This is a genomic window from Acinetobacter sp. YH12049 (assembly GCF_013419875.1).
Lineage (GTDB): Bacteria > Pseudomonadota > Gammaproteobacteria > Pseudomonadales > Moraxellaceae > Acinetobacter > Acinetobacter amyesii.
This window is the reverse complement of record NZ_VOZH01000010.1, coordinates 81,238-102,604: the sequence shown is the minus strand read 5'-3', so window position 1 is coordinate 102,604 and position 21,367 is coordinate 81,238. Positions and strand designations below refer to the sequence as shown.

20 protein-coding genes are annotated in these 21,367 nt (G+C 43.0%); 12 read left to right on the top strand and 8 right to left on the bottom strand.

Translation table 11 applies throughout. The annotated features are described in order from the left end of the window. Nucleotides 1-73: 73 nt before the first annotated feature. Nucleotides 74-1,864: an arginine--tRNA ligase gene (argS, locus tag FTU05_RS06200; RefSeq protein WP_180164634.1), complete on the bottom strand. Its 1,791-nt coding sequence runs from the start codon at nt 1,862-1,864 to the stop codon at nt 74-76. A 177-nt stretch (nt 1,865-2,041) separates the two neighbouring features. On the opposite strand from argS, the gene FTU05_RS06195 reads away from it, so the two are divergent. After that, nucleotides 2,042-2,329, top strand: coding sequence for a DUF2798 domain-containing protein (locus tag FTU05_RS06195; protein WP_372491143.1), 288 nt, complete (start codon nt 2,042-2,044; stop codon nt 2,327-2,329). 59 nt (nt 2,330-2,388) lie between these two features. Here the strand turns inward: FTU05_RS06195 and FTU05_RS06190 are convergent, their stop codons facing one another. The 4 genes from FTU05_RS06190 to FTU05_RS06175 form a co-directional block, all read right to left on the bottom strand. Beyond that, on the bottom strand, nt 2,389-2,982 hold the full coding sequence (locus FTU05_RS06190; RefSeq protein ID WP_180164632.1) for a hypothetical protein: 594 nt from the start codon (nt 2,980-2,982) through the stop codon (nt 2,389-2,391). 106 nt (nt 2,983-3,088) lie between these two features. Further along, on the bottom strand, nt 3,089-4,399 hold the full coding sequence (locus FTU05_RS06185) for a DUF445 domain-containing protein (protein WP_180164638.1): 1,311 nt from the start codon (nt 4,397-4,399) through the stop codon (nt 3,089-3,091). A 26-nt stretch (nt 4,400-4,425) separates the two neighbouring features. Then, entirely contained in the window at nt 4,426-4,983 is a 558-nt protein-coding gene (locus FTU05_RS06180; protein WP_180164630.1) for a hypothetical protein, read from the bottom strand. A 59-nt stretch (nt 4,984-5,042) separates the two neighbouring features. After that, nucleotides 5,043-5,582: a DUF924 family protein gene (locus FTU05_RS06175; RefSeq protein ID WP_078190604.1), complete on the bottom strand. Its 540-nt coding sequence runs from the start codon at nt 5,580-5,582 to the stop codon at nt 5,043-5,045. Nucleotides 5,583-5,792: 210 nt separating this feature from the next. Here FTU05_RS06175 and gshA point away from each other — a divergent pair, with 210 nt between their 5' ends. Together gshA and FTU05_RS06165 are read left to right on the top strand one after the other, a co-directional pair. After that, nucleotides 5,793-7,370 (top strand): glutamate--cysteine ligase, encoded by a 1,578-nt coding sequence (gshA, locus tag FTU05_RS06170; RefSeq protein WP_168379700.1) that lies wholly within the window; start codon nt 5,793-5,795, stop codon nt 7,368-7,370. A gap of 21 nt (nt 7,371-7,391) precedes the next feature. Then, on the top strand, nt 7,392-7,919 hold the full coding sequence (locus tag FTU05_RS06165) for a disulfide bond formation protein B (protein WP_078190602.1): 528 nt from the start codon (nt 7,392-7,394) through the stop codon (nt 7,917-7,919). Between the two features lie 69 nt (nt 7,920-7,988). Here the strand turns inward: FTU05_RS06165 and FTU05_RS06160 are convergent, their stop codons facing one another. Next, entirely contained in the window at nt 7,989-9,320 is a 1,332-nt protein-coding gene (locus FTU05_RS06160) for an alpha/beta hydrolase (RefSeq protein WP_180025879.1), read from the bottom strand. Nucleotides 9,321-9,562: 242 nt separating this feature from the next. On the opposite strand from FTU05_RS06160, the gene FTU05_RS06155 reads away from it, so the two are divergent. The 8 genes from FTU05_RS06155 to FTU05_RS06120 all read left to right on the top strand — a co-directional run bounded on the left by FTU05_RS06155 (nt 9,563) and on the right by FTU05_RS06120 (nt 19,063). Next, nucleotides 9,563-10,162, top strand: a complete 600-nt coding sequence (locus FTU05_RS06155; RefSeq protein WP_180135479.1) for a YqiA/YcfP family alpha/beta fold hydrolase — start codon at nt 9,563-9,565, stop codon at nt 10,160-10,162. 188 nt (nt 10,163-10,350) lie between these two features. Continuing rightward, nucleotides 10,351-12,231 (top strand): DNA topoisomerase IV subunit B, encoded by a 1,881-nt coding sequence (gene parE / locus FTU05_RS06150; protein WP_180164628.1) that lies wholly within the window; start codon nt 10,351-10,353, stop codon nt 12,229-12,231. A gap of 374 nt (nt 12,232-12,605) precedes the next feature. Continuing rightward, nucleotides 12,606-13,892, top strand: coding sequence for an urea ABC transporter substrate-binding protein (urtA, locus tag FTU05_RS06145; protein ID WP_180004371.1), 1,287 nt, complete (start codon nt 12,606-12,608; stop codon nt 13,890-13,892). A gap of 95 nt (nt 13,893-13,987) precedes the next feature. After that, a complete protein-coding gene (gene urtB / locus FTU05_RS06140) occupies nt 13,988-15,622 on the top strand; it encodes an urea ABC transporter permease subunit UrtB (protein ID WP_180164626.1) in 1,635 nt (544 codons plus the stop codon). Nucleotides 15,623-15,626: 4 nt separating this feature from the next. Continuing rightward, the gene (gene urtC / locus FTU05_RS06135; protein ID WP_180164624.1) at nt 15,627-16,700 is read left to right on the top strand and encodes an urea ABC transporter permease subunit UrtC; all 1,074 of its coding nucleotides are present in this window, start codon (nt 15,627-15,629) and stop codon (nt 16,698-16,700) included. Next, a complete protein-coding gene (urtD, locus tag FTU05_RS06130) occupies nt 16,697-17,518 on the top strand; it encodes an urea ABC transporter ATP-binding protein UrtD (protein WP_180164622.1) in 822 nt (273 codons plus the stop codon). The genes urtC and urtD overlap by 4 nt, the downstream gene beginning before the upstream one ends. 10 nt (nt 17,519-17,528) lie before the next feature. Continuing rightward, nucleotides 17,529-18,227, top strand: coding sequence for an urea ABC transporter ATP-binding subunit UrtE (gene urtE, locus FTU05_RS06125; RefSeq protein WP_180164620.1), 699 nt, complete (start codon nt 17,529-17,531; stop codon nt 18,225-18,227). A 353-nt stretch (nt 18,228-18,580) separates the two neighbouring features. Further along, on the top strand, nt 18,581-19,063 hold the full coding sequence (locus FTU05_RS06120; RefSeq protein WP_180116803.1) for a DUF1877 family protein: 483 nt from the start codon (nt 18,581-18,583) through the stop codon (nt 19,061-19,063). A 17-nt stretch (nt 19,064-19,080) separates the two neighbouring features. Here FTU05_RS06120 and FTU05_RS06115 read toward each other — a convergent pair whose 3' ends face one another. Both FTU05_RS06115 and FTU05_RS06110 read right to left on the bottom strand, forming a co-directional pair. Then, nucleotides 19,081-19,581, bottom strand: a complete 501-nt coding sequence (locus tag FTU05_RS06115; protein WP_111885126.1) for a GNAT family N-acetyltransferase — start codon at nt 19,579-19,581, stop codon at nt 19,081-19,083. A gap of 100 nt (nt 19,582-19,681) precedes the next feature. After that, nucleotides 19,682-20,443 (bottom strand): outer membrane protein OmpK, encoded by a 762-nt coding sequence (locus FTU05_RS06110; RefSeq protein ID WP_168379688.1) that lies wholly within the window; start codon nt 20,441-20,443, stop codon nt 19,682-19,684. Between the two features lie 495 nt (nt 20,444-20,938). Between FTU05_RS06110 and FTU05_RS06105 the strand changes: the two genes are divergently transcribed. Beyond that, nucleotides 20,939-21,304 (top strand): HPF/RaiA family ribosome-associated protein, encoded by a 366-nt coding sequence (locus tag FTU05_RS06105; RefSeq protein ID WP_078190593.1) that lies wholly within the window; start codon nt 20,939-20,941, stop codon nt 21,302-21,304. Nucleotides 21,305-21,367: the final 63 nt, after the last annotated feature.

Here is a 21,367-nt window from a genome sequence, read left to right as displayed (position 1 = left end):
CATAAAGAGCCTGTATAGGCGTCAATGTATATGGTTCATACATGGACGGATTCTAACGTATACTAAGAATGGCTTACATTGATTCAGGCGCACTCACACCCAATAATTCAAGACCATTGCGTAAAACTTGCTGTACGTTTACAGACAGTAATAAGCGAGCTTGAGTCAGTTCTGCATCATCACCCAAGACTTTATTTTCGTTGTACCAACCATGGAACAACGCCGCCAACTCTTTCAAGTAGTTACCCACTTGGTGTGGTTCATAGCTGTTTGCTGCACGAACCACAATTTCAGGGTAAGCCGCAAGTTTAGCAAGAACTTCAGTTTCAGCTTCTAACTCAAGTTTAGCTGCAAATTGACGTGCAGCTTCAGCAGAGAATTGAACGTCTGTCGCAGCAGCTTTTTCGAGCATACGGCAGATACGTGCGTGTGCGTATTGGATGTAGTACACCGCATTGTCTTTACTTTGAGACACAGCAAGGTCTAAGTCGAAGTCAATGTGTTGTTCTGATTTACGCATGACGTAGTAGAAACGAGCAGCATCGTTGCCCACTTCTTTACGTAAGTCACGTAAAGTCACGAATTGACCTGAACGAGATGACATTTGAACCATCTCGCCGCCACGCCATAGGCTCACAAATTGAACCAAAAGCACCGTCAATTTTTTAGAATCATAGCCAAGCGCATCAATCGCTGCTTTCACACGTGCGATATAACCGTGGTGGTCTGAACCCCAGATATCCACGATATCGGTATAGCCGCGTTGCAGTTTATTTAAGTGATAAGCAATGTCAGATGCGAAGTATGTAGTTTGACCATTACGACGTTTCACAACACGGTCTTTTTCATCACCAAATTCAGTTGATTTGAACCAGATGTTGCCATCTTTTTCGTATAAGAAACCACGTTGATCGAGCATTTGTAATGCTTCATCAATTTTTTCAGTCAAGGTTGCTTCGCTGAACCATTGATTGAAAGTCACGCCAAATTCACCGAGGTCATCTTTAATGTCATCAAGAATGGCTTTCAGCGCGGCTTGATGGAACACACGGTAACCCGCAGCCAAATGGTTTTGTGAATTATGAATTAGGCCATCAATGTGTTTTTCTTTATCGCCTGAAACAACGACTTTATTGCCTTCGCTATCAAGTTCAGCAGCATATTGCACATCTTCAGGAACATCTTTGTAGATGTCGGCAACAGGGCGTACATAAGCATCGCCATCTTTGTCGATAATGCTTTGTGCGATTTCTTTAACGTAGTCGCCTTGATATGCATTTTTAGGGAAGACCAGTTGTTGACCGGTCAATTCTAAATAACGCAAGTAAGTCGATGTCGCCAAGATATCCATTTGACGACCAGCATCGTTGACATAGTATTCACGGTCAACTTTGGCACCTGTTGCTTCAAGAAGATTGGCAACGGTCATACCGTAAGCTGCGCCACGACCATGACCAACGTGTAGGCTAGACGTTGGGTTAGCTGAAACGAATTCCACTTGAACACGTTTTTCAGCATTGGCCTGTGTACGACCGAACTGATCTTTCTGAGCTTGAATTTGGTCTAAGACAGCAAATCGTTGGTCAGCATTTAAAAAGAAGTTAATAAAGCCAGGACCTGCAATTTCTGCTTTGCTGATATCTGCGACTTCTGGAAGATTTGCCAGAATTTTTTCGGCTAAATCACGCGGCTTCATACCTGCAGCTTTAGAGGCAATCATGGCAATGTTTGACGCAAAGTCACCGTGGCTTCGGTCTTTGGTTCGGGTCAAATTGCTAGTATTGTTCCAGTCATTTGGGAGTACACCTTCAGCTTGAAGGGATTGCACTGCATGATCGAGCGCTGCTTGTATTGCCGTATTCATAATCAGTCGAAAAATAAATGTCGCAGAAAAACGGTAAATATAGCAAATTTCAGGCTCTTTAGGTGAACCCATTTGTTGCGAATAAAAAATATTCGATAAAAGTGAAGCATTGCTTATATCGAAGTAAAACGATATAAGTGGTTTAGCGATTCAGGATCACTGCTTGAGTATATGGACATGTCACAACCCACCCCTAAAATTTTTGGCAATGTGCCGAAGTTAGCTGCACGCTGGGCGCTGATTATCGTGCCGTTTATTTTGTCTTGTCTCATGAGCGGCATTATTTCGTTTATTAATATGCTCAGAAATTTAGGGTGGTTTGAGGGATTTCTTACCCTATGGCTGCATAATTGGATGATTTCTTGGGCAATTGCTTTTCCCATTGTGCTGATTTTATTGCCGTTTGTTCGAAAATTTACAGGCCTGTTGGTCGATATGTCAGGGCCACAGCCACCTGCAAAATAAGCCTGCATGTAAGTCACAGCTGAGTCAAAAGGTGACTTACTGCATTTTGCCTTGAATATTTATAAGCTATCGCGACAACTTACGGCTTTAGAGAGTAACTCGGCTTTGTTGTTTTGGAAGGTATAGAGTTTTGAGGCATTAAACACTTTGATGACTTTAGCTTGAGCGATAGCGGTTTTAAAGTTTTGGAACTTTTGCTGATGGGCTGTCTCAAACGGATTTCCAAAGTTTTTATTGTCGAGCAAAATTTGAATTTGCCCCACATTCGTGTCATGTGCTTTTAGGATGTCTTGGCCATCTGCATTGCTTAAACTGAAAGTAGGGCGCTGAGTGCTGATTTTGCAATTCAATTTGAGGCTCAAGGTGAAATTATCTGCCGATTTATTTTTGAGGGTAGACGTACCTTGTTGATCATTTTCAATATAGACCCACTGATTTTTCGGCATATTGGTCAGTAGGGTTTCTAACTGTTGTTGGGTACTTTTGCTGATATCGACCGTGCCTTTTTTATCGATTTCAGGGGCTTTTTCTTTACCGAGCATGCCCATCACTTTGTCACTGACTGTGCTGCTGGTTTTGGAAATGGTCTGGCAAGCACTTAAGCTACTGATAATAATAATGAAAGGTAGGGTATAGATGGCAGGTAAATGCATAGATTTTATTGTTCTATTAAATTTTCAGATCGGCAAAGTTTAACGGTTCTACGCATAAAGCTCAAACCTACGACCTATCTCCTGTGAGAAGGACTGTAGCGGGCGGCTAAAGCAGCCATTCTACACAGGCACGAATAACCCCCAGTGCAAGGCCAATAAAACCACCGACCACGACACCATTGACTCGAATCATATGCAGGTCGCCACCGACTTCGTTTTCGATCTTATCGATCATTTCACGTGAGTCCCATTCGTGTATACGTTCACTGATAAACCGAATGACTTTTTCACTGTATTGGTCGGAGAGATTGATGGCAATATCACTCATTTTTTCATTCAGCAATTGGCGTACAGCAACGTTAGAGACAAGATTTTCGCCTACTTGTTGAATGGCGACACGTAGGTTTTGTGCAATGCCAGAGTCGGGTTTTTCTAAATCAGAACGAATCGCATCGCATAAAATCACCACTGCACCACTGATAAAATTCAACATTTGTGGACTATCGAGCATGGCATCTTTGGTGCTATTTAGGCGTTGGCTGGCAACACTCTGATTGTCCGCCAGTTGCTGCATAAGCTGCTGTGCCATGTCCTCGATTTTACGGCGCCACGGATGTTCATGGTCGGCAAGCATGGACTCGACACGACTGACCAGTGAATCAATGGTTCGCTGCTGTACATCAATACCAATCCAGCTCGCACCTTTGGCGAGCTTCCAAACTCCAAGTTCTTTAAACAATTGACGTGATAAATCACGGGTTTGTTCAGGGTGTTGTAGCATCCAATCATGGGCTAAATCCAGTCCACGTTGCAGGACATCTTGATGGAAGTCATTTTCTAAAACTGCCCGTAGCATTTCACTGGCAAGATGGTTGACTTGCGTATTGCGTACCCATTGCACGCTGTTATTTTGGATAAATCGTCCAATTTGTTCCTGACCGACAAATTCGAAAATTTTCGGTACCGTTTGCTGAATGACTTGGGTCACTTGCGCATTATTGTGCGGATTGGCCAACCATTTCCCGACGGCAAGTGAGAGATCCGTCTCCGCTAAGCTTTTTTCAACCACTTGAGGTGAAAGAAAATTTTCCTGAACAAAGCGGCCCATCGACTCGGCAATGCGTGCTTTATTGCGTGGAATAATTTCAGTGTGGTCACGTAAAAATTTGGGAATCGGAATCCGACCAAAAGGATTGCGAAATAAGACAGTTATCGCATACCAGTCTGCCAAACCACCAACCACGCCAGCTTCTGCTGAAAGCATCAAAATATGAATAAGCCAGACGTATTCAGGCAGCAATTTAGCTGCGATCATCAATGCAATCCACGCCAGCACCGCCACCACCAAAGCAATGGTGGCAAAGCGTTTACTGCGTTGCAGACTGGGTGAAACAGCGGGCTGTTCAGTTGGGTTCATCAATGATCGGGTCTCTATGGGTTGACTTATTTGGTGGCAGGCTCAGCGGCTACAGGCAAAGGATTTCCTTCGCTGTCTAGACCATATTTAGCCCCGAGTGACTGCAAAATCAAGCGAGCATCAAAGGCATCCTGAGGGGCTTTGGCACGATCTTTATAGCAAGTAATACTGTAGGAAACTTGAGTTGGATCGAGTGTGACCACCTGTGGAACGTCATAAAACGGGCTTGGCCAAAAGCCGGGATGGCGACGGTAATAGCCATATGGATAAGGCATAGGGTCTGGGTAAATCACTGCTTGGCGCGGCGGTTTTTGACTCCGATTACTTGGGTCATCCATGACTTTAAAATATTGAAAGCCATTGTGTAGGGTGGTTTGAGCGGCTTTAACCAAGGTGATTTCTTCGGCAGTGCCATAGCTCATATTGGGTCTAGCTTGGAAGCTAATCCGATAGCTTTGAGCATTTAATGGCGTTGCAGTATAACGACCCAATTGTTCGAAGGTTAAAGGCTTCGATGGGGTGCTTGCACAGCCGGTGAAGCCCAGTGCTGCGGTCATGGCTGCTGCGATAATGAGTTTGTTCATGCGCATACTCCTGTTCAGTCGGTTCATGGCAAGGGGAGATACTGGCCAAAAGCCGTCAATTAAAAGCTAGAATTGGGCTGGGTTAAAAATTCCAATTCCTCTGCTGTAGATGTTCTGCCCAATACCGCATTGCGATGCGGGTAACGTCCAAATCGATCGATAATCACTTTATGCTTTTTTTCAAATTCTAAGTTGATCGGATTGCCCAGTTGCTCAAATAATTTTAACGCGCTTTGATGGATTTTTGTCGATTCGCTATGCATAAAGGGCATATATAAAAATGAGCGCTGTTCAGGGCTTAATTGTAGATCTAAACCCTGCGCGATAGCTTCTTGGGCAAGTGCCAAAGCCAGTGCATCTTGGGCAAAAGCCAAGCCAGAGTCACGGAATAAATTTCGAGAAAATTGATCTAAAACAATAATTTCAGCCAAGCGACCTTCGGCAGTAGTACGCCATTGCCATAGTTCTGCTTGACTGGCCGCTTGATGGATGTCTTTAAACTTTTTTTCGATTAAAACATCAAAATTATTGCTTTTAGCGAACCAATTGGGCTGATTTTCTGGGTTAAACCAAAATTCGAGAATATCTTGATAATTCATAAGTTTTAAGCATTATTAGCATATATTTGTTTATAAAATCACAAATTTCAAATGTCATATAGAGTAAGTTTGTGATAAAAAATTGCCAAAATAAAATCACGGTTTGTCTCAAAACTATACAGTGGGTCATATGCCCACTTCAAATCGCGTTATACTGATATAAACTGATGATTTTATTTTAGTAGTTTCTTCCATTTAAGCGAGATAGCAATGAGTCAACCCGAATCGACCTCTCAAGACATTTTACCGACTTGGGTAGATTCTTCGCTGATTAAAGGAATGTTGCGCGGTATTGAGCGTGAAAGCTTACGTATGCAAAGCAACGGTTTCTTGTCTCAGGCCGACCATCCCCAAGCCTTGGGTGCGGCTTTGACTCATCCGCATATTACGACAGACTATTCTGAAGCTTTAATGGAATTTATCACGCCGCCAAAAGAAACCATTACCGAGGCGTTGAATTATCTGCAAGATATTCACGCTGTTGCACATACGCATTTAGAACATGGTGAAAAACTTTGGCCATTGTCGATGCCATGCATGTTGGATAAAGACGAAGACAGTATTCGTTTAGCGCAATATGGCAGCTCGAATATAGGACGTTTTAAAACCTTGTACCGTCGTGGTTTAGGGGTGCGCTATGGTCGCCGGATGCAGACCATTTCAGGGGTGCATTATAATTTATCCTTCCCAGATCATTTCTTTGAAGCACTACAACAACACGAAACTGACGATGCTCTCAAAGCATTGAGCTTACAAGATTATCGCAGTCATCGTTATTTCGGCCTGATCCGTAATTTTATTCGTTTAACGCCATTGGTGATGTTTTTGGTTGGGGCGAGCCCGTCGGTGTGTAAATGTTTTATGACTGGACGTGAACATCAGCTGTTACCGCTCTTAAAAGGCACGCTATTTTTACCCTATGCAACGGCGCTGCGTATGGGAAATTTTGGTTATCAAAATTCGGCACAAAAACAGTTAGGGATTCACTACAACGACATTCAGGCATATTTGGAAGGTTTGCAAAAAGCGGTGCATACCCCGTATGCCGCATTTAGTCATTTAGGTTTAAATGATGAACAGGGTGAACCGATTCAAATTAATGACCACGTGTTGCAAATTGAAAATGAATACTACAGTTTGGTTCGTCCGAAACAAGTGCCACAGGATGGTGAAACACCATCTGAAGCCCTGCAAAATCGTGGTGTGGGTTATGTAGAATTACGCGCAGTAGACGTCAATCCTTATAGCCCAATTGGGATCAATGAAGACACGGCAGGCTTGCTCGAAGTGGTGGCTTTATACTGTTTATTGCAAGACAGCCCAGCATTGTTAGATGCCGAACAAAATGAAATTGAGAAAAATCAGGCTGAAGTAGTAAACCGTGGCCGTGCGCCAAACGCAGTGATTTTACAGCAAGGCCAAGCGATTCCAATTGAAACATGGTGTCGTACACATGTTGCAGCGATGCAACCGTTGGCTGAATTGCTGGATGATTCTTACAATACAGATATTTACACTCAGGCAATGGCTGTGATGCAATCACGCATCGATGAAGTCGATGAAACATTGTCGGCACGTATGATTAGCGATACTTTAGAACAAGGTGGAACTTGGGGCTTTGGTAGCTTTATGGCCTTACAACATGCTGAAGTGTATGAGCAGCATGTTTTGAGCCCTGAAACTGCAGCATATTTTGCACAAGCTGCTGAGCAGTCTTTAGAAAAACAGGCTCAACTTGAGCAAGACTGCACCTTGAGTTTTGAAGAATATTTGAAAAACTTTAGATAAAAAATTTTAAGAGGATTTACCATGAAATGGAGTTTCCGCTTCGTGAGTGGTTTGTTGTTTTTAGCCAGCGTGATCGGTATGTCTTTTGCGCTGTTTTTAGAACATGTACAAGGCTTAGAACCTTGTCCGTTATGCGTATTCCAACGTATTGGTTTGATTGGACTCGGCATCATTTCATTGATTGCATTGATTCACAATCCAGCATCGAATTGGGGTAAACGCATTTACGCATTGTTGGGGACACTATCAATTCTATGGTCTGCTGGGGTGGCTGCGCGTCATATTTGGCTGCAAAACTTACCGCCAGACAAAGTACCTAGCTGTGGCCCAGGACTGGATTATTGGGTAGAAACGCTGCCTTTAAAATCGGTCTTTGAGCAAGTACTGACCGGCTCTGGTGAATGTGCCAAAGTGGATTGGACCTTCTTGGGACAATCCTTACCGGTTTGGTCATTGGTGTTTTTTGCAGTCTTAACTTTGCTTAGTCTTTGGCAGTTATTGCGTAAATACCCAAGCAAACCAGTGCCACGTTTACGTGATAAATTTTAATTCTATGATGTAAAAAAAAGCCCTCAGTTGAGGGCTTTTTTTACGCATACACATGGTAGAAATTTTACTTTAGGTTAGGGCAATGCCTTCCATACTTTCCAAGTCCATCATAAATTCATAGATATGATCACAAGCTTTATCGTCATTGTTTGGATAGAACCAATGCACGATTTGCTCGGCCACTTGAGGGTGATGCTGAATTTCAAAATGGTTCAGGCCATAAAAAATCGCTTTATGTGAATCTGGCACTTTAAGCTGATAACGTGCATTTGGGTGTTCCCCTAAGGCACTTTTCACGCTGACCAAGTAATCTCCAATCACATGTCGCGTTTTATTGCGACGATGTTCATATTCAATGGTCCCTGCCACGAGGTAGGTATTGATATGTGATGGAATCGGGGCAGGTTTACGGTTGTCGTCCATGAGTCCAATGCGGACATCATTATGTTCCCAATCGTCATCACGCACGCTGCCATAGCGCAAATCTAAAATGCCGTTACTGCGAATATTCACCACGTGACCTACGATTTTGACCAAGGGGAAACGCCCCAATTGATCTTGCAAATGAAATCCGACACGTTCAAGTACCGCACCATGATGTGGTGAGCCCAAGCAGACTAGATTTTCAACTTGATGAATCCATTGATACATATTTTGTTTGCCATAAAAAATGGCACTACGGGACACTAAGCCCCCCATACTATGACCAATTAAGTCGATACTGGTAATACCTGGGTTGCGACGAACCAAATCTTCTAATGTATTGGCAAGGCTGCGGCCATTGGTCGAAATACGACGACCCGTGTTGTAATTTAAATACAGCATGGTGTTGTGGTCACGTTGTGACAGTAATTTTTCACCAATGCCGCCATATTTGGCTGTCGACCATGACAGATGATTCATGCAGAGCCCATGAATCAACAGGGTAATACGACCGGTTAATTCGCCTTTTTGTACCGCACCATAATGGTCGTAAACCACCATTGGTAAGGCCATCGGGTTGTGATATTTCAGTAAATAGTCGCCCAAGACCCCATTCAGCGCGCCCACTAAAAAATGTAAAGACGGCGTGAGCGGTTTGTCGTGTAAGCGTGGGAATTTTTCAATAATGCTACGCAGCGTTGGTGCGAGTAAATAATTGCCATAATTGAAAAAGGTGTTGTAAGAAAATTCGTAAATCCGTGCAATGGTCGGCTGCTTATGAAAGGCTTTCGAGCCTTGTTCGCTCATTCCAAAAATACTGATTAAAATTTCACGTTGAATGTTTTTGATCAAGTCATGCACGACATCACTAAAACGCATTGTCACGAGTTGTGCCAAACCTTCCAGCACATCTGCTTGACTGGGTGGTGTGCGGTCCCATTTACAATAGGTTTCATGCAATGGTGTTAAGCTAGGCATAATGTTCCTATCCTTACATTCAATGCTATCCCTCGATTGTATTTATTACTGGAATAGCCTGAAGTTTCATTGTTTATTTTATACAATTCTCACGAACAGCTTTTACAATACCGATAACAGACCTGTCGGTGAATGCCTTTTGTCTGACAATTTTGCTAAAAATTCAAATTTAAAAATGTGACGCAGTTAGCACTTATATGCCACTTTTAAAGCAATTTAAAGATCAATTTGGAATCAAAATGATGAATATTGTGTATTTGCATGGTTTTCAAAGTAACTCAAATTCAGTGAAAGGACAGATATTGCGGCGCTATTGCGCAGACTTAAATGGTGTGCATGTGCATTTGCCAGATTTGAATATGCCACCGCTACAGGTGATGCAGCAGATGTCAGAGCTGATTGAAGGTTTAGATGATGTGGTTTTGGTGGGCAGCAGTTTAGGTGGCTTTTATGCGACGCAGTTGATGGCACGGCATCATATTCCTGCGGTGCTCATCAATCCTGCGGTCTATCCATGGCAATTATTTCGTGACTTATTTGGCGAGACGGCATTGCCCTATCAGGTGACTGAAACGTGGTGCTTAGATGATGCACAGCTCAATCAAATGCAGGCTTTGGCGGTATCTAAGGTTGAGAATGCAGATCAACTGTTGGTCTTGCTCCAACAAGGTGATGAAACCTTGGATTATCGAGATGCTGCTGGTTTTTATAGTGCGGCTCAAGCTGGCATGGCCATGTTGATCACTGAGGTGGGTGGAACACATGGCATGGATGATTTTGCAGAAAAAATACCGATGCTCTTGCAGTTTTTGTCCGATGCTGTCAAAAATATGCCTAAATAAAATGATCCAATACAAATGCTGAAAAGCTAGATCCAACATACAAAAAATGGGCAGTTACGACATCATTTGACGTTTAAATTGTTTAAGAAAATGGCGGCTGATCGCAAGAGATATGCATTTTAATAAAAAAGCATATACTGTAGCGCTTGAAGAAATGTTTTAACCAAAAAAGTAGGGAATTTTGCAACGTGACGCAATATACGGCTCAATCACTTGAAGTTTTATCTGGCCTAGATCCGGTACGTCGTCGTCCGGGGATGTATACAGACACTACACGACCAAACCATTTGGCGCAGGAAGTGATAGATAACGCCGTCGATGAAGCGCTTGCAGGACATGCCAATAAAATTACCGTGACAGTGTATAAAGATGGCTCATTGTCAGTTGAAGATAATGGTCGTGGGATGCCAGTTGACATCCATCCTGAGTATGGTCAAAGCGGGATTGAAATCATTCTGACCAAACTACATGCCGGCGGTAAATTCAGCACAGACAATTATCAATTTTCAGGTGGTTTGCATGGTGTGGGGATTTCTGTCGTCAACGCATTGTCCAACCGTGTTGAGGTGGAAGTTCAACGTCATGGCAACCTGTATAAAATGGCCTTTGAACACGGTGAGCCAGTTGCGCCACTGGAAGTTTTAGAAGGTAAATGTGCCAAACGTGCGACTGGAACAACCGTGCATTTTTGGCCTGAAGCGAAATATTTTGACTCGCCTAAATTTGCCTTAAAAGCACTTAAACATAATTTAAAAGCCAAAGCAGTATTGGCAGCCGGTCTACAAATCATTTATGTCGATCAAATCAATAACGAAAAAATTGAATGGCAGTTTGAAAATGGTCTGGTTGACTATTTGATGGATGAACTGCAAGACCGTGACATCGTTCCTGTTCCTGCATTTGTGGCGACTGGTGAAGCTGAACGTGCTAGTGCTGAATTTGCCATTTGCTGGAACGTTGAAGGCGGCGAACAGATTCAAGAAAGTTATGTCAATTTGATTCCAACTGCGCAAGGCGGTACACATGTCAACGGTTTACGTTCGGGTGTGACAGATGCGATTCGTGAGTTCTGTGAATTACGGAATTTATTGCCGCGTAATATGAAGCTGTCTGCCGAAGATGTCTGGGATGGCGTCAACTTTATTCTGTCTTTAAAATTCCAAGAGCCGCAATTTTCGGGTCAAACTAAAGAACGACTTTCAAGCCGTGAAGCCTCTAGTGTGGTGTTAAATATTGCCAAAGATGCCTTTGCACTGTGGCTGAATCAAAACTCCGATATTGCTATGCAACTGGCAGAAATGGTGATTGCCAAGGCCGGTCGCCGTTTAAAAGCTGCGAAGAAAGTTGAACGTAAAAAGATCGTTTCAGGTCCAGCCTTACCAGGTAAACTGGCTGACTGTGTGGGCCATACCTTAGAAGAATCTGAACTGTTTATTGTGGAAGGGGATTCAGCGGGCGGTTCTGCCAAGCAAGCACGTGATAAGAACTTCCAAGCGATCATGCCGATCCGCGGTAAGATTTTAAATACTTGGGAAGTGTCTTCTGATGAAGTCTTAGCATCGCAAGAAGTACATGATATTGCGATTGCGATTGGTGTAGATCCGGGCAGTGATGACTTGTCAGAACTCCGTTATGGCAAGATTTGTATCTTGGCCGATGCCGACTCGGATGGTTTGCACATTGCGACTTTACTTTGCGCATTGTTCGTCAAACATTTCCATACTTTGGTTGAGGAAGGACATCTGTTTGTGGCGATGCCACCGCTGTTCCGTATAGATGACAATAAAGATGTGCACTATGCCTTGGATGAAGATGAACTAGAAAGCATCTTAAAGAAATGTAAAACCAAAAATCCTCAAATCACACGATTTAAAGGATTGGGCGAGATGAACGCGAGTCAGCTGCGTGAAACGACTATGGATCCCGATACACGTCGTTTAGTGCAACTGGACTTGGATGACGTACAGTTTACTTCAGGTTTACTCGACAAATTATTGGCGAAGAAGCGCTCTTCAGACCGTAAATATTGGTTGGAACAGAAGGGTAATTTGGCCGATTTAGCGGTTTAAAATTGCAACAAGGAAAAAACCACGCAAGTGGTTTTTTTTTGCTTCAAATTTAGGAAAAGCTGCATGATTTGTGTGCCAAAACACCGTGTTTTTTGAAAAACGTCGCAAAATTGTTCAATTATAGGTCAAATGTTGGATACAAGTTTGTATGCATCTTTGCGGTGATTTTACGATTTTTGAATCGACCCATAAAAAATTAAAAGCAAATTTTATGATTGTAACTATTTGAAAAATAACATTTAAAAATAAATAAAAGCACTCAATCAAAATAAAAAATAAGGCTTGGCACAGTTATTGAATTGCTCTGTTGTGATGAAAGACAACAAATGCATTTTAAAAATGTGAATTACAAGCTTAGGTTGGGAGTGTGAATAATGTTTCAACGCAATGTATTTGCTAAAAGTATTTTAGCGGCAACGATGACTGGGGCGATTGCTTTAACGGGCTGTTCAAAACCTGCAGAAGAAAAAACAGAAAGCGCTACATCAGAACCAAAAGCCGCTGCAGCAAGTGGCGATACTATTAAAGTCGGGATCTTACATTCGCTGTCAGGCACGATGGCGATCTCAGAAACTTCTCTAAAAGATACGGCCTTGATGGCGATTAATGAAATTAATGCCAATGGCGGGGTATTGGGCAAAAAACTAGAACCTGTGGTGGTGGATCCGGCATCGGACTGGCCACTATTTGCGGAAAAAACCCGTCAGTTGATTACCCAAGACAAAGTAGCCGTGATTTTTGGTTGCTGGACGTCGGTATCTCGTAAGTCGGTTTTACCCGTGGTTGAAGAATTAAATGGCTTATTGTTCTACCCTGTTCAGTATGAAGGTCAGGAACAGTCTAAAAATATTTTCTACACAGGTGCAGCACCGAATCAGCAAGCGATTCCTGCTGTTGAATATCTGATGAGTGAAGAGGGTGGTAAGGCAGAACGCTTTGTACTATTGGGCACAGACTATGTTTACCCACGTACCACCAACAAAATCTTACGTGCATTTTTGAAGTCGAAAGGCATTGCCGATGCAGACATCATGGAAGAATATACCCCATTTGGTCATAGCAACTATCAAACCATTGTGGGCAATGTGAAGAAGTTTGCGGCAGGGAAAAAGACTGCTGTGATCTCGACCATTAACGGCGATTCAAATGTGCCGTTCTATCGTGAATTGGGCAACCAAGGCATCAAAGCTGCGGATATTCCAGTGATGGCGTTCTCTGTGGGTGAAGAGGAATTACGCGGTATCGATACCAAGCCGCTGGTCGGACACTTGGCGTCGTGGAACTACTTCATGTCGGTGAAAAATCCAGTGAATACTGAATTCACCAATAAAATGAAGCAGTATGCCGTGGAATACAAACTGCCAAATGCCGATAAATTTGTGACCAATGACCCGATGGAGGCTACCTATGTCGGCATCAATATGTGGAAACAAGCGGTAGAAAAAGCAGGAAGCACAGATGTCGATAAAGTGCGTGAAGCTATGGCCGGCCAAGAATTTAAAGCGCCATCGGGCTATACCTTGCAAATGGATGCGTCGAACCATCATTTGCATAAACCAGTCATGATTGGTCAGATCCGTGCCGATGGTCAGTTTGATGTGGTACACAAAACCGCAAAAACCATAGCTGCAGAGCCATGGAGCCCGTACATCCCGAAATAATTCAATCCAAATGCCTGCTGCCATTGTGTAGTGGGCATGTTTTGATGTGAGCCCTAGATGGGGTTGTTCTATTACTCAATAGGGATGCTTATAAGATGAAAAAATTACGCAATTTCCCGATCCTTTTTCTATTCCTGAGCCAATTATTCTGTCTGCAAATCGTGCATGCAGAAACTGCAGCGGATGTGGTGTCTACGGTGCAATCTGTGCAGCAAGGTGACGCCATTCAGCAATTTGTTCGCGGGAGTTTTACCGAGCGCCGCAGCTTACTCAATCAATGGCCGGGCGATATTGAATCCTTAGATCAGTTGGCCGCATTGGTCGAAAAAGACCAGTTATATAGTGGTCAAAGCGGTCAAACCTATATTTTAGAAACTGACGAAAAATTATTGAGCTATCCTGATTTGCAAACCGTGACGGATTGGCCTGCCGATTTATCTCAAGTCACCTTGGTGAATACCCTTCGTAAAGCCTTAACGTTTGCGCAAGCGAAAGAAAAGCTGCAATCGGATGATTTAAACCAGCGTTTAGATGCGATCGATATTTTAGAAAATAACTTGGCTGAGTTGGATGTTAAAAATATTAATCAATTGTATTTAAATGAAAAAAATAACAAAGTTAAAGCCCGTTTAGCGCAGCTCAAAGCACGTTTAGACTATCAAAACCCCGATGTATTACAAAAAATACAGGCGGCTAAAGTGCTGCAAGATTCTAACCGTCCCGATGTGTTGGCAATGGTGGAGCAGGAATTACAACAAGCCAATCTGCATCCCGAGTTAAAAGCCGCACTGACAGAAGCCAAGAGCAATATTAAAACCCGTATTCAAGCCAGTGAATGGACTGGACATGTCTTTTCTGGACTGAGCACGGCCAGTATTTTATTGCTTGCGGCACTGGGCTTAGCCATCACGTATGGTCTGCTAGGCGTAATTAACATGGCGCATGGTGAACTGATCATGATCGGGGCCTATACCACGTATGTGGTGCAAAGCCTGTTTAAGAGTTATCTCAGTAGCTATGTCGACTGGTACTTGATTGCCGCGATTCCTGCTGCATTTTTTGTTAGTGCTTTGATCGGCATGTTGATTGAACGTACCGTTATTCGTCCCTTGTATGGCCGTCAATTGGAAACACTATTAGCCACCTTTGGTGTGAGCTTAATTTTGATGCAATTGGTGCGCATGGTTTTTGGTGCGCAGAACGTTGAGGTGTCGAATATTTCATGGCTGTCAGGGGGCATTGCTGTGACACCAAGCCTGATGCTGCCTTATAACCGTATTGCCATTATTGGCTTTACCGTTGCGGTACTGTTGTTACTGGTTTACTTGCTGAATAAAACCCGCTTTGGTTTATTTGTTCGTGCCGTGACGCAAAACCGTCAAATGGCACAGGCCGTAGGTATCCGTTCTAGCCGCATTGACATGATGGCTTTTGGCTTAGGTTCAGGGCTTGCAGGTCTGGCAGGTTGTGCCTTAGCACAAGTCGGCAATGTCGGTCCTGATTTAGGACAAAACTATATTATTGATGCGTTCTTGGTGGTTGTGGTGGGTGGTGTTGGCCAAGTATGGGGCGCAGTACTGGCTGCCTTAGGTCTAGGTGTCAGTGGCACTGTGCTGGAAATCGGCATGGGTGCGGTCTTAGCGAAAATTATTCTACTGGTTCTTGTGATTTTGTTTATTCAAAAACGTCCACAAGGTTTGTTTGCCATCAAAGGCCGTTTTGTGGAGTAAGCGCATGAAAATCACTTCGTTATTATCGGATAAACCCTATAGCGGTATGGCGATTGCCGTGTGCTTTGCCATTTTGCTGATTTTGCCTTGGTTACATGTATTGCCAGCCGATTCAGCACTGCATTTATCAGCGTATTGGGTCACGCTCATTGGCAAGATTATGTGTCTCGCCTTGGTGGCATTGGCCTTAGATTTGGTTTGGGGCTATGCCGGCATTTTAAGTTTGGGGCATGGTCTGTACTTTGCCTTGGGCGGCTATGCCTTCGGCATGTATCTCATGCGTGAAGCAGCAGGCGATGGCTTACCCGACTTTATGCGCTTTTTGAGTTGGACCGAGCTACCGTGGTACTGGATGGGTACTGAACATATCGTGTGGGCATTGGCTTTGGTGGTTTTGGTCCCAGGACTGATTGCCTTCATTTTTGGCTTCTTTGCCTTCCGCTCAAAAATTAAAGGCGTGTATTTTTCAATTATTACCCAAGCCATGACCTTTGCTGCGGCGCTACTGTTTTTCCGCAATGAAACCGGCTTTGGCGGTAACAACGGCTTTACCGGTTTTAAAACCATCTTAGGTATGGATATTACCTCTGCACCAATGCGTGCAACCCTGTGTTTCCTCACTGCGCTGACTTTGCTGGTCTGTTTTGTCGGCTTACGCCACTTGATGAATAAACCCTATGGTCGCGTACTTGGTGCAATTCGTGACAGTGAAAACCGTTTGCAATATTTAGGTTATCGCACCTTATGGTACAAGCTCTCTGCATGGGTCTTGTCTGCCGTGATCGCAGGGATTGCAGGCACTCTGTATGTCCCTCAAGTCGGCATTATTAACCCGAGTGAAATGAACCCTGTCAATTCGATTGAAATGGCGGTGTGGGTGGCTGCAGGGGGACGCGGTACGCTGATTGGACCGATTTTGGGTGCAGGTTTAATCAATGGGGTGAAGACCTATTTCACAGTGGCTTATCCAGAGGCATGGTTATTGATTTTAGGTGCACTGTTTATTGTGGTAACGATATTCCTACCAAAAGGCGTGATTGGGCTATTAGAGCGGTTTAAAAAGGAGCGCAGCGAATGAGTGATCAATGGGTTCAACCGCATGGCGGTCATGCTGCTGAAGGCTATGGACGACCGAAGGAGCAGGGTGCGGATTTCAGTCACGGCATTGCCTTGTATTTAGAAAAAGTCAGTGTCTGGTTTGATTCTTTCCGTGCATTAAATGATTTGTCGTTATATATCAAAGAAGGTGAGCTGCGCTGCATCATTGGTCCCAATGGTGCAGGCAAAACCACGCTGATGGATGTGATTACAGGGAAAACTCGTCCGACAGAAGGTTCGGCTTTTTTTGGGCAAACCTATGATTTGGCAAAAATGAGTACAGAGCAAATTGCAGAAGCTGGGATCGGTCGTAAGTTTCAAAAGCCTACTGTATTTGAAAATTTTACTGTGATGGAAAACCTGTTATTGGCAGCACCGAAAGATAAACGGGTGAAAAAGAGTTTCTTCAGCAAACTCGATCCAGATGCGCAAAATGCCTTGGACGAATCTTTAGCACAAATCCGCTTAGAAGAATTAATCCATAAACCGGCAGGGCTGTTGTCACATGGTCAAAAGCAGTGGTTAGAAATAGGCATGCTACTGATGCAGCGTCCAAAGTTGATTCTGCTAGATGAACCCGTAGCAGGGATGACCGATGCTGAAACAGAGCGTACCGCAGAGCTGTGTTTAGAATTGAAAAAGAACCATACCCTTATCGTGGTTGAACATGACATGAGCTTTATTGACACCATCAGTGAAAAAGTCACCGTGTTGGCGCAAGGTGCGATTTTGGCAGAGGGTACATTGGCCGAAGTCCAAGCCAATGAAGATGTCATTGAAAAATATCTCGGACGTTAAGGAGCAGACCATGTTAGAAGCCAAAGACGTCAATCAGTTTTATGGTGGCAGTCATATTTTAAGAGATGTGACATTTGCCGCTCCCGTGGGGGCATGTTCAGTGGTGCTCGGGCGAAATGGTGTGGGTAAAACCACCCTCTTAAAATGTTTAATGGGCATTTTACCGATCAAGTCAGGGCAGATCCTACTGGATGGCAAAGATATTTCTAAGCTAAGTCCAGAACAGCGTGTACGTGAAGGCTTAGCTTATGTACCGCAAGGGCGGGATATTTTCTCGACCTTGACCGTTGAAGAAAATATTTTGATTGGGATGGCAAAATTTAAAGGCGCTAAAACCCGAAAAGTGCCAGAACATCTCTATGAGATTTTCCCCGTATTGGATGAAATGAAACATCGTCGAGGTGGAGATTTATCTGGAGGTCAGCAGCAGCAATTGGCGATTGCCCGTGCGCTCGCTTCCGAACCGCGGGTATTGATTTTAGATGAACCGACTGAAGGCATTCAGCCGTCGATTATTAAAGACATTGGTCGTGTGATTCGTCAGTTAGCTGATGGCGGAGAAATGGCGATTGTTTTGGTTGAACAGTTTTATGATTTTGCAGAAGAACTGGCAGATGAATATACCGTGATGGCGCGGGGGCAAGTGATTGCACAAGGTGTCGGTAGTGAAATGCCTGAAAAAGGCATTCGGGAATTGGTGGCGATTTAACATTTAGTTGACTGCGATGTGTGGCGGGCTTGTATCAATCAAGCTCGTTACTCTTTTCATTCAATTTACTACGCTCAAAAAATCGTTGCTGGTCATGGAAATGGCATCAAAAAAACGAGTGGCATAAATTTTTTTTGTTTTAAACCATAAGCTTAAGTTGTTCTCAGTATCGTCATTTGAAGCTTCAGCATGTCGTGCTTCAGTGATGCTAAGTGCAGTACTGAAACTTTGGTAAAGGGCGAATGGGCATCCATCAGTATTCGATCAACTGCAGTCGAATATACAAGATATCTGCTTTATTTTTGTGTGGATTACATTAATCTAAATGTACGACATAACAAGAAGATAAGAATATGGACGCGATATTATATTTGATCCCACCGAATGATTTGGAAACTCTGATTTTAGAAGCAGAAACCCCTCAAGATGTCTTGGATTCACCTTTTGTACAACACTCCTTTTTTTTAGGGGAAGCGTGGCAAGAGTTGAATCCATTATTAAGCGTGAACAGTGAGTCAGTTGCGGCACTGAGTTATGCCATTCAGGCAGAACATCCTTTGTCAGAGCGACGACCGGGACTGAGCCTTGCAGTGCATTACAATACTGTAGTTCGCGTTGCAGAAATCCATCAGGCATTACAACAGTTAAGCGTGGATGAAATCAAAAAACGTTATTTGGTCACGATTGCAGAAACCGCACCTGAGCAAGAGCTTAAATTGGCCGAATTAAAACTACTTTTTTTACAGTTACAAGATCTTTATCGTGATGCGGTGCGTCATAATTTATCGGTGCTGAGTGTGATACAAGATGGTATTCGTTTGGATAAATTACCATAAACACAGCTCAATACGGGTTATAACTGAAGTTGCATCAGGACGAGATCACGCCATTCACCAAACTTTTGTCCCACTTCGGGCATATAACCTGTTTGCTTAAAGCCTAATTTTTTGTGCAGGGCAATCGAGGCGCTATTGCCGTGATCAATGCCAGCGATCATGACATGCATATTTTGGCTTTTGGCATGCTGAATTAGGTGCTCTAATAATTGCTGACCGAGACCCAGTCGAGCATAGTTTGGGTCAATATAGACAGAATGCTCAACAGTATGTCGATAGCCAGCAAAATGACGGAAAGAACCATAGTCAGCATAACCGGCGATTTGCTGTTGATCCTGATCTTCAATCACCACAAATGGAAAATTTTGCTTTTGGAATTCCAGCAATTTCTGTTGAAAAGAGTCGAGGCTGTAGGCTTGATCATTCCATGTCGCAAAGCCGTTGAGAACTTCATGATTATAGATTGCGAGAATGGCCGCTAAGTCTTGTGGAATTGCAGGTCGAATGAGAAAAGACATGCGCAAATTTCTGATAAAAATAAAGTCAATTTAAAAACTTAGGCATAAAAAAAGCAAGGTGATGAACCTTGCTTTTTCTTCATCGCGTTCTGAGTTGAACTTAGAAATGGTATTTCACCAACGCGCTGACATCGTTTTGGTCCTGACCTTTCAGACCATATTTGTTGTTCCAAACCGAGTGTTCAACACCTACGTAGAGCTTAGTCTTAGGAGAGATATGCTTACCGATATTCCATTTATATTGGCTTGTCCAGTTTAATTCACTAGCTTGCGCCCCTTTTTCAGCTGTTGACCAATCAAGGAAGGCATCTACTAGAAAATCTTCAGAGCCGATTTTAAATGGCACAGCATAAGTGATCGTCATTTGATAATCATCTTTAGTACCGGCTGATTTAGAATCATTATCCGCTTTATAGAAGTTGATGTTTGCATACTGTGTATATGGAATGTCTAAAGCAAAGCCAATACCATACAAGAAGTTATTAAACTCAGAATTTTTGTCGTAGCCGGCATTATGTTCCCAAGTCGTTGCAATAAGAACGTCTTTGATCGGACCCATAGAAAGGTCTTTACCAGAAACTTCACCTAAGCTAAGGCGTGGTGCAAGCTCAAGGTAAGTCGATGCTTCATCATCTTTGTCCCAAGCTTGGTCAACGAAGAAGAATACATCTGAATATTTCAGTTTAGCGGCATATTCAGCTGTGATCGTTTTCTGTTCATTGTTGTCACCATCAAAAGGCACAACATAATTTTCACCATATAGGCCAGTTAAGCTGAAATCTTGCCATACGATAGGTGAAGCTTGAGTGAAAGCAGCAGCAGATGCTAATGCACATGATGCAACGATTTGTGTAAGTTTCATTAAAAAATATCTCCCCCGAGAAGCACTGAAAGCATACAGATTATTAAGCAAAAATAAAGCCAAATTTTACTCAACGGCAAAATTGTTTTGTAATTTGAAGGGGAAATACGCTGTGAATGATCAATGACGGTAAAAGCGAGATTTTGAGTTCGAATTGACTTGTGCAAATAGATGGTGGACGTCGAGGAAATGCACAAAAATATGACCCAAATCAATTAAAACAATGCAAATCTATAATAAAGTCTTACTTTTTTTATGGATATTAAAAAAATATCAAAATAGCACTTGCAAAATTCTAACTTAAGACCGATATTCGAAGTATAAGGACACGGATCTGCAGACTCTAAAGTGTTCATCATTCAATGTGGAGGACGACGTTCCATACAAAGTTGAAGATGGTCATTGCTGTAATATTTACAGCAAATGTAACGTGCCAAGATAATAAGTTTTGCACAAATTTTTATAGCTAATACAGATAGATATGAGGATAATATTATGAACATTGAAATCCGTACAGATAAAAACATTATAAACAGTGATCGACTAATTACATACGTTCGTGCAGAACTTAATGAAGAATTTCAGCGCCATAGTGAACGCATTACCCACTTTTCGGTGCATTTAAGTGATGAAAATGGGGACAAGGGCGGCAGCGACGACATCAAATGTATGATTGAAGCACGTCCAGCAGGTTTGAAACCTGTCGTGGTCAACCATCGTGGTCATAATGTAGATACAGCTATTCACGGTGCAATTGATCGACTTAAACGTAGTCTTGAACATGTGTTCGAAAAGAAAGAGAACCCACGCAGTACGCAACCTGCTTTTGCTGAAGCGGATGACAGCGTAGACGACGAATAAGTCTCAAAATTTAAAAAAAGCCCTGCGGGGCTTTTTTTGTGTGTTTTGTATTTTGTTTTACAT

What these genes read in the sequence shown, in the direction of transcription:
- argS (WP_180164634.1), bottom strand. Translation starts at nt 1,864, where the DNA reads ATGAATACGGCAATACAAGCAGCGCTCGATCATGCAGTGCAATCCCTT.
- gshA (WP_168379700.1), top strand. Translation starts at nt 5,793, where the DNA reads ATGAGTCAACCCGAATCGACCTCTCAAGACATTTTACCGACTTGGGTA.
- FTU05_RS06155 (WP_180135479.1), top strand. Translation starts at nt 9,563, where the DNA reads ATGAATATTGTGTATTTGCATGGTTTTCAAAGTAACTCAAATTCAGTG.
- FTU05_RS06110 (WP_168379688.1), bottom strand. Translation starts at nt 20,443, where the DNA reads ATGAAACTTACACAAATCGTTGCATCATGTGCATTAGCATCTGCTGCT.
- FTU05_RS06120 (WP_180116803.1), top strand. Translation starts at nt 18,581, where the DNA reads ATGGACGCGATATTATATTTGATCCCACCGAATGATTTGGAAACTCTG.
- FTU05_RS06175 (WP_078190604.1), bottom strand. Translation starts at nt 5,582, where the DNA reads ATGAATTATCAAGATATTCTCGAATTTTGGTTTAACCCAGAAAATCAG.
- urtC (WP_180164624.1), top strand. Translation starts at nt 15,627, where the DNA reads ATGAAAATCACTTCGTTATTATCGGATAAACCCTATAGCGGTATGGCG.
- FTU05_RS06160 (WP_180025879.1), bottom strand. Translation starts at nt 9,320, where the DNA reads ATGCCTAGCTTAACACCATTGCATGAAACCTATTGTAAATGGGACCGC.
- urtA (WP_180004371.1), top strand. Translation starts at nt 12,606, where the DNA reads ATGTTTCAACGCAATGTATTTGCTAAAAGTATTTTAGCGGCAACGATG.
- FTU05_RS06195 (WP_372491143.1), top strand. Translation starts at nt 2,042, where the DNA reads ATGTCACAACCCACCCCTAAAATTTTTGGCAATGTGCCGAAGTTAGCT.
- FTU05_RS06115 (WP_111885126.1), bottom strand. Translation starts at nt 19,581, where the DNA reads ATGTCTTTTCTCATTCGACCTGCAATTCCACAAGACTTAGCGGCCATT.
- FTU05_RS06190 (WP_180164632.1), bottom strand. Translation starts at nt 2,982, where the DNA reads ATGCATTTACCTGCCATCTATACCCTACCTTTCATTATTATTATCAGT.
- urtE (WP_180164620.1), top strand. Translation starts at nt 17,529, where the DNA reads ATGTTAGAAGCCAAAGACGTCAATCAGTTTTATGGTGGCAGTCATATT.
- FTU05_RS06180 (WP_180164630.1), bottom strand. Translation starts at nt 4,983, where the DNA reads ATGAACAAACTCATTATCGCAGCAGCCATGACCGCAGCACTGGGCTTC.
- FTU05_RS06105 (WP_078190593.1), top strand. Translation starts at nt 20,939, where the DNA reads ATGAACATTGAAATCCGTACAGATAAAAACATTATAAACAGTGATCGA.
- FTU05_RS06165 (WP_078190602.1), top strand. Translation starts at nt 7,392, where the DNA reads ATGAAATGGAGTTTCCGCTTCGTGAGTGGTTTGTTGTTTTTAGCCAGC.
- urtD (WP_180164622.1), top strand. Translation starts at nt 16,697, where the DNA reads ATGAGTGATCAATGGGTTCAACCGCATGGCGGTCATGCTGCTGAAGGC.
- urtB (WP_180164626.1), top strand. Translation starts at nt 13,988, where the DNA reads ATGAAAAAATTACGCAATTTCCCGATCCTTTTTCTATTCCTGAGCCAA.
- FTU05_RS06185 (WP_180164638.1), bottom strand. Translation starts at nt 4,399, where the DNA reads ATGAACCCAACTGAACAGCCCGCTGTTTCACCCAGTCTGCAACGCAGT.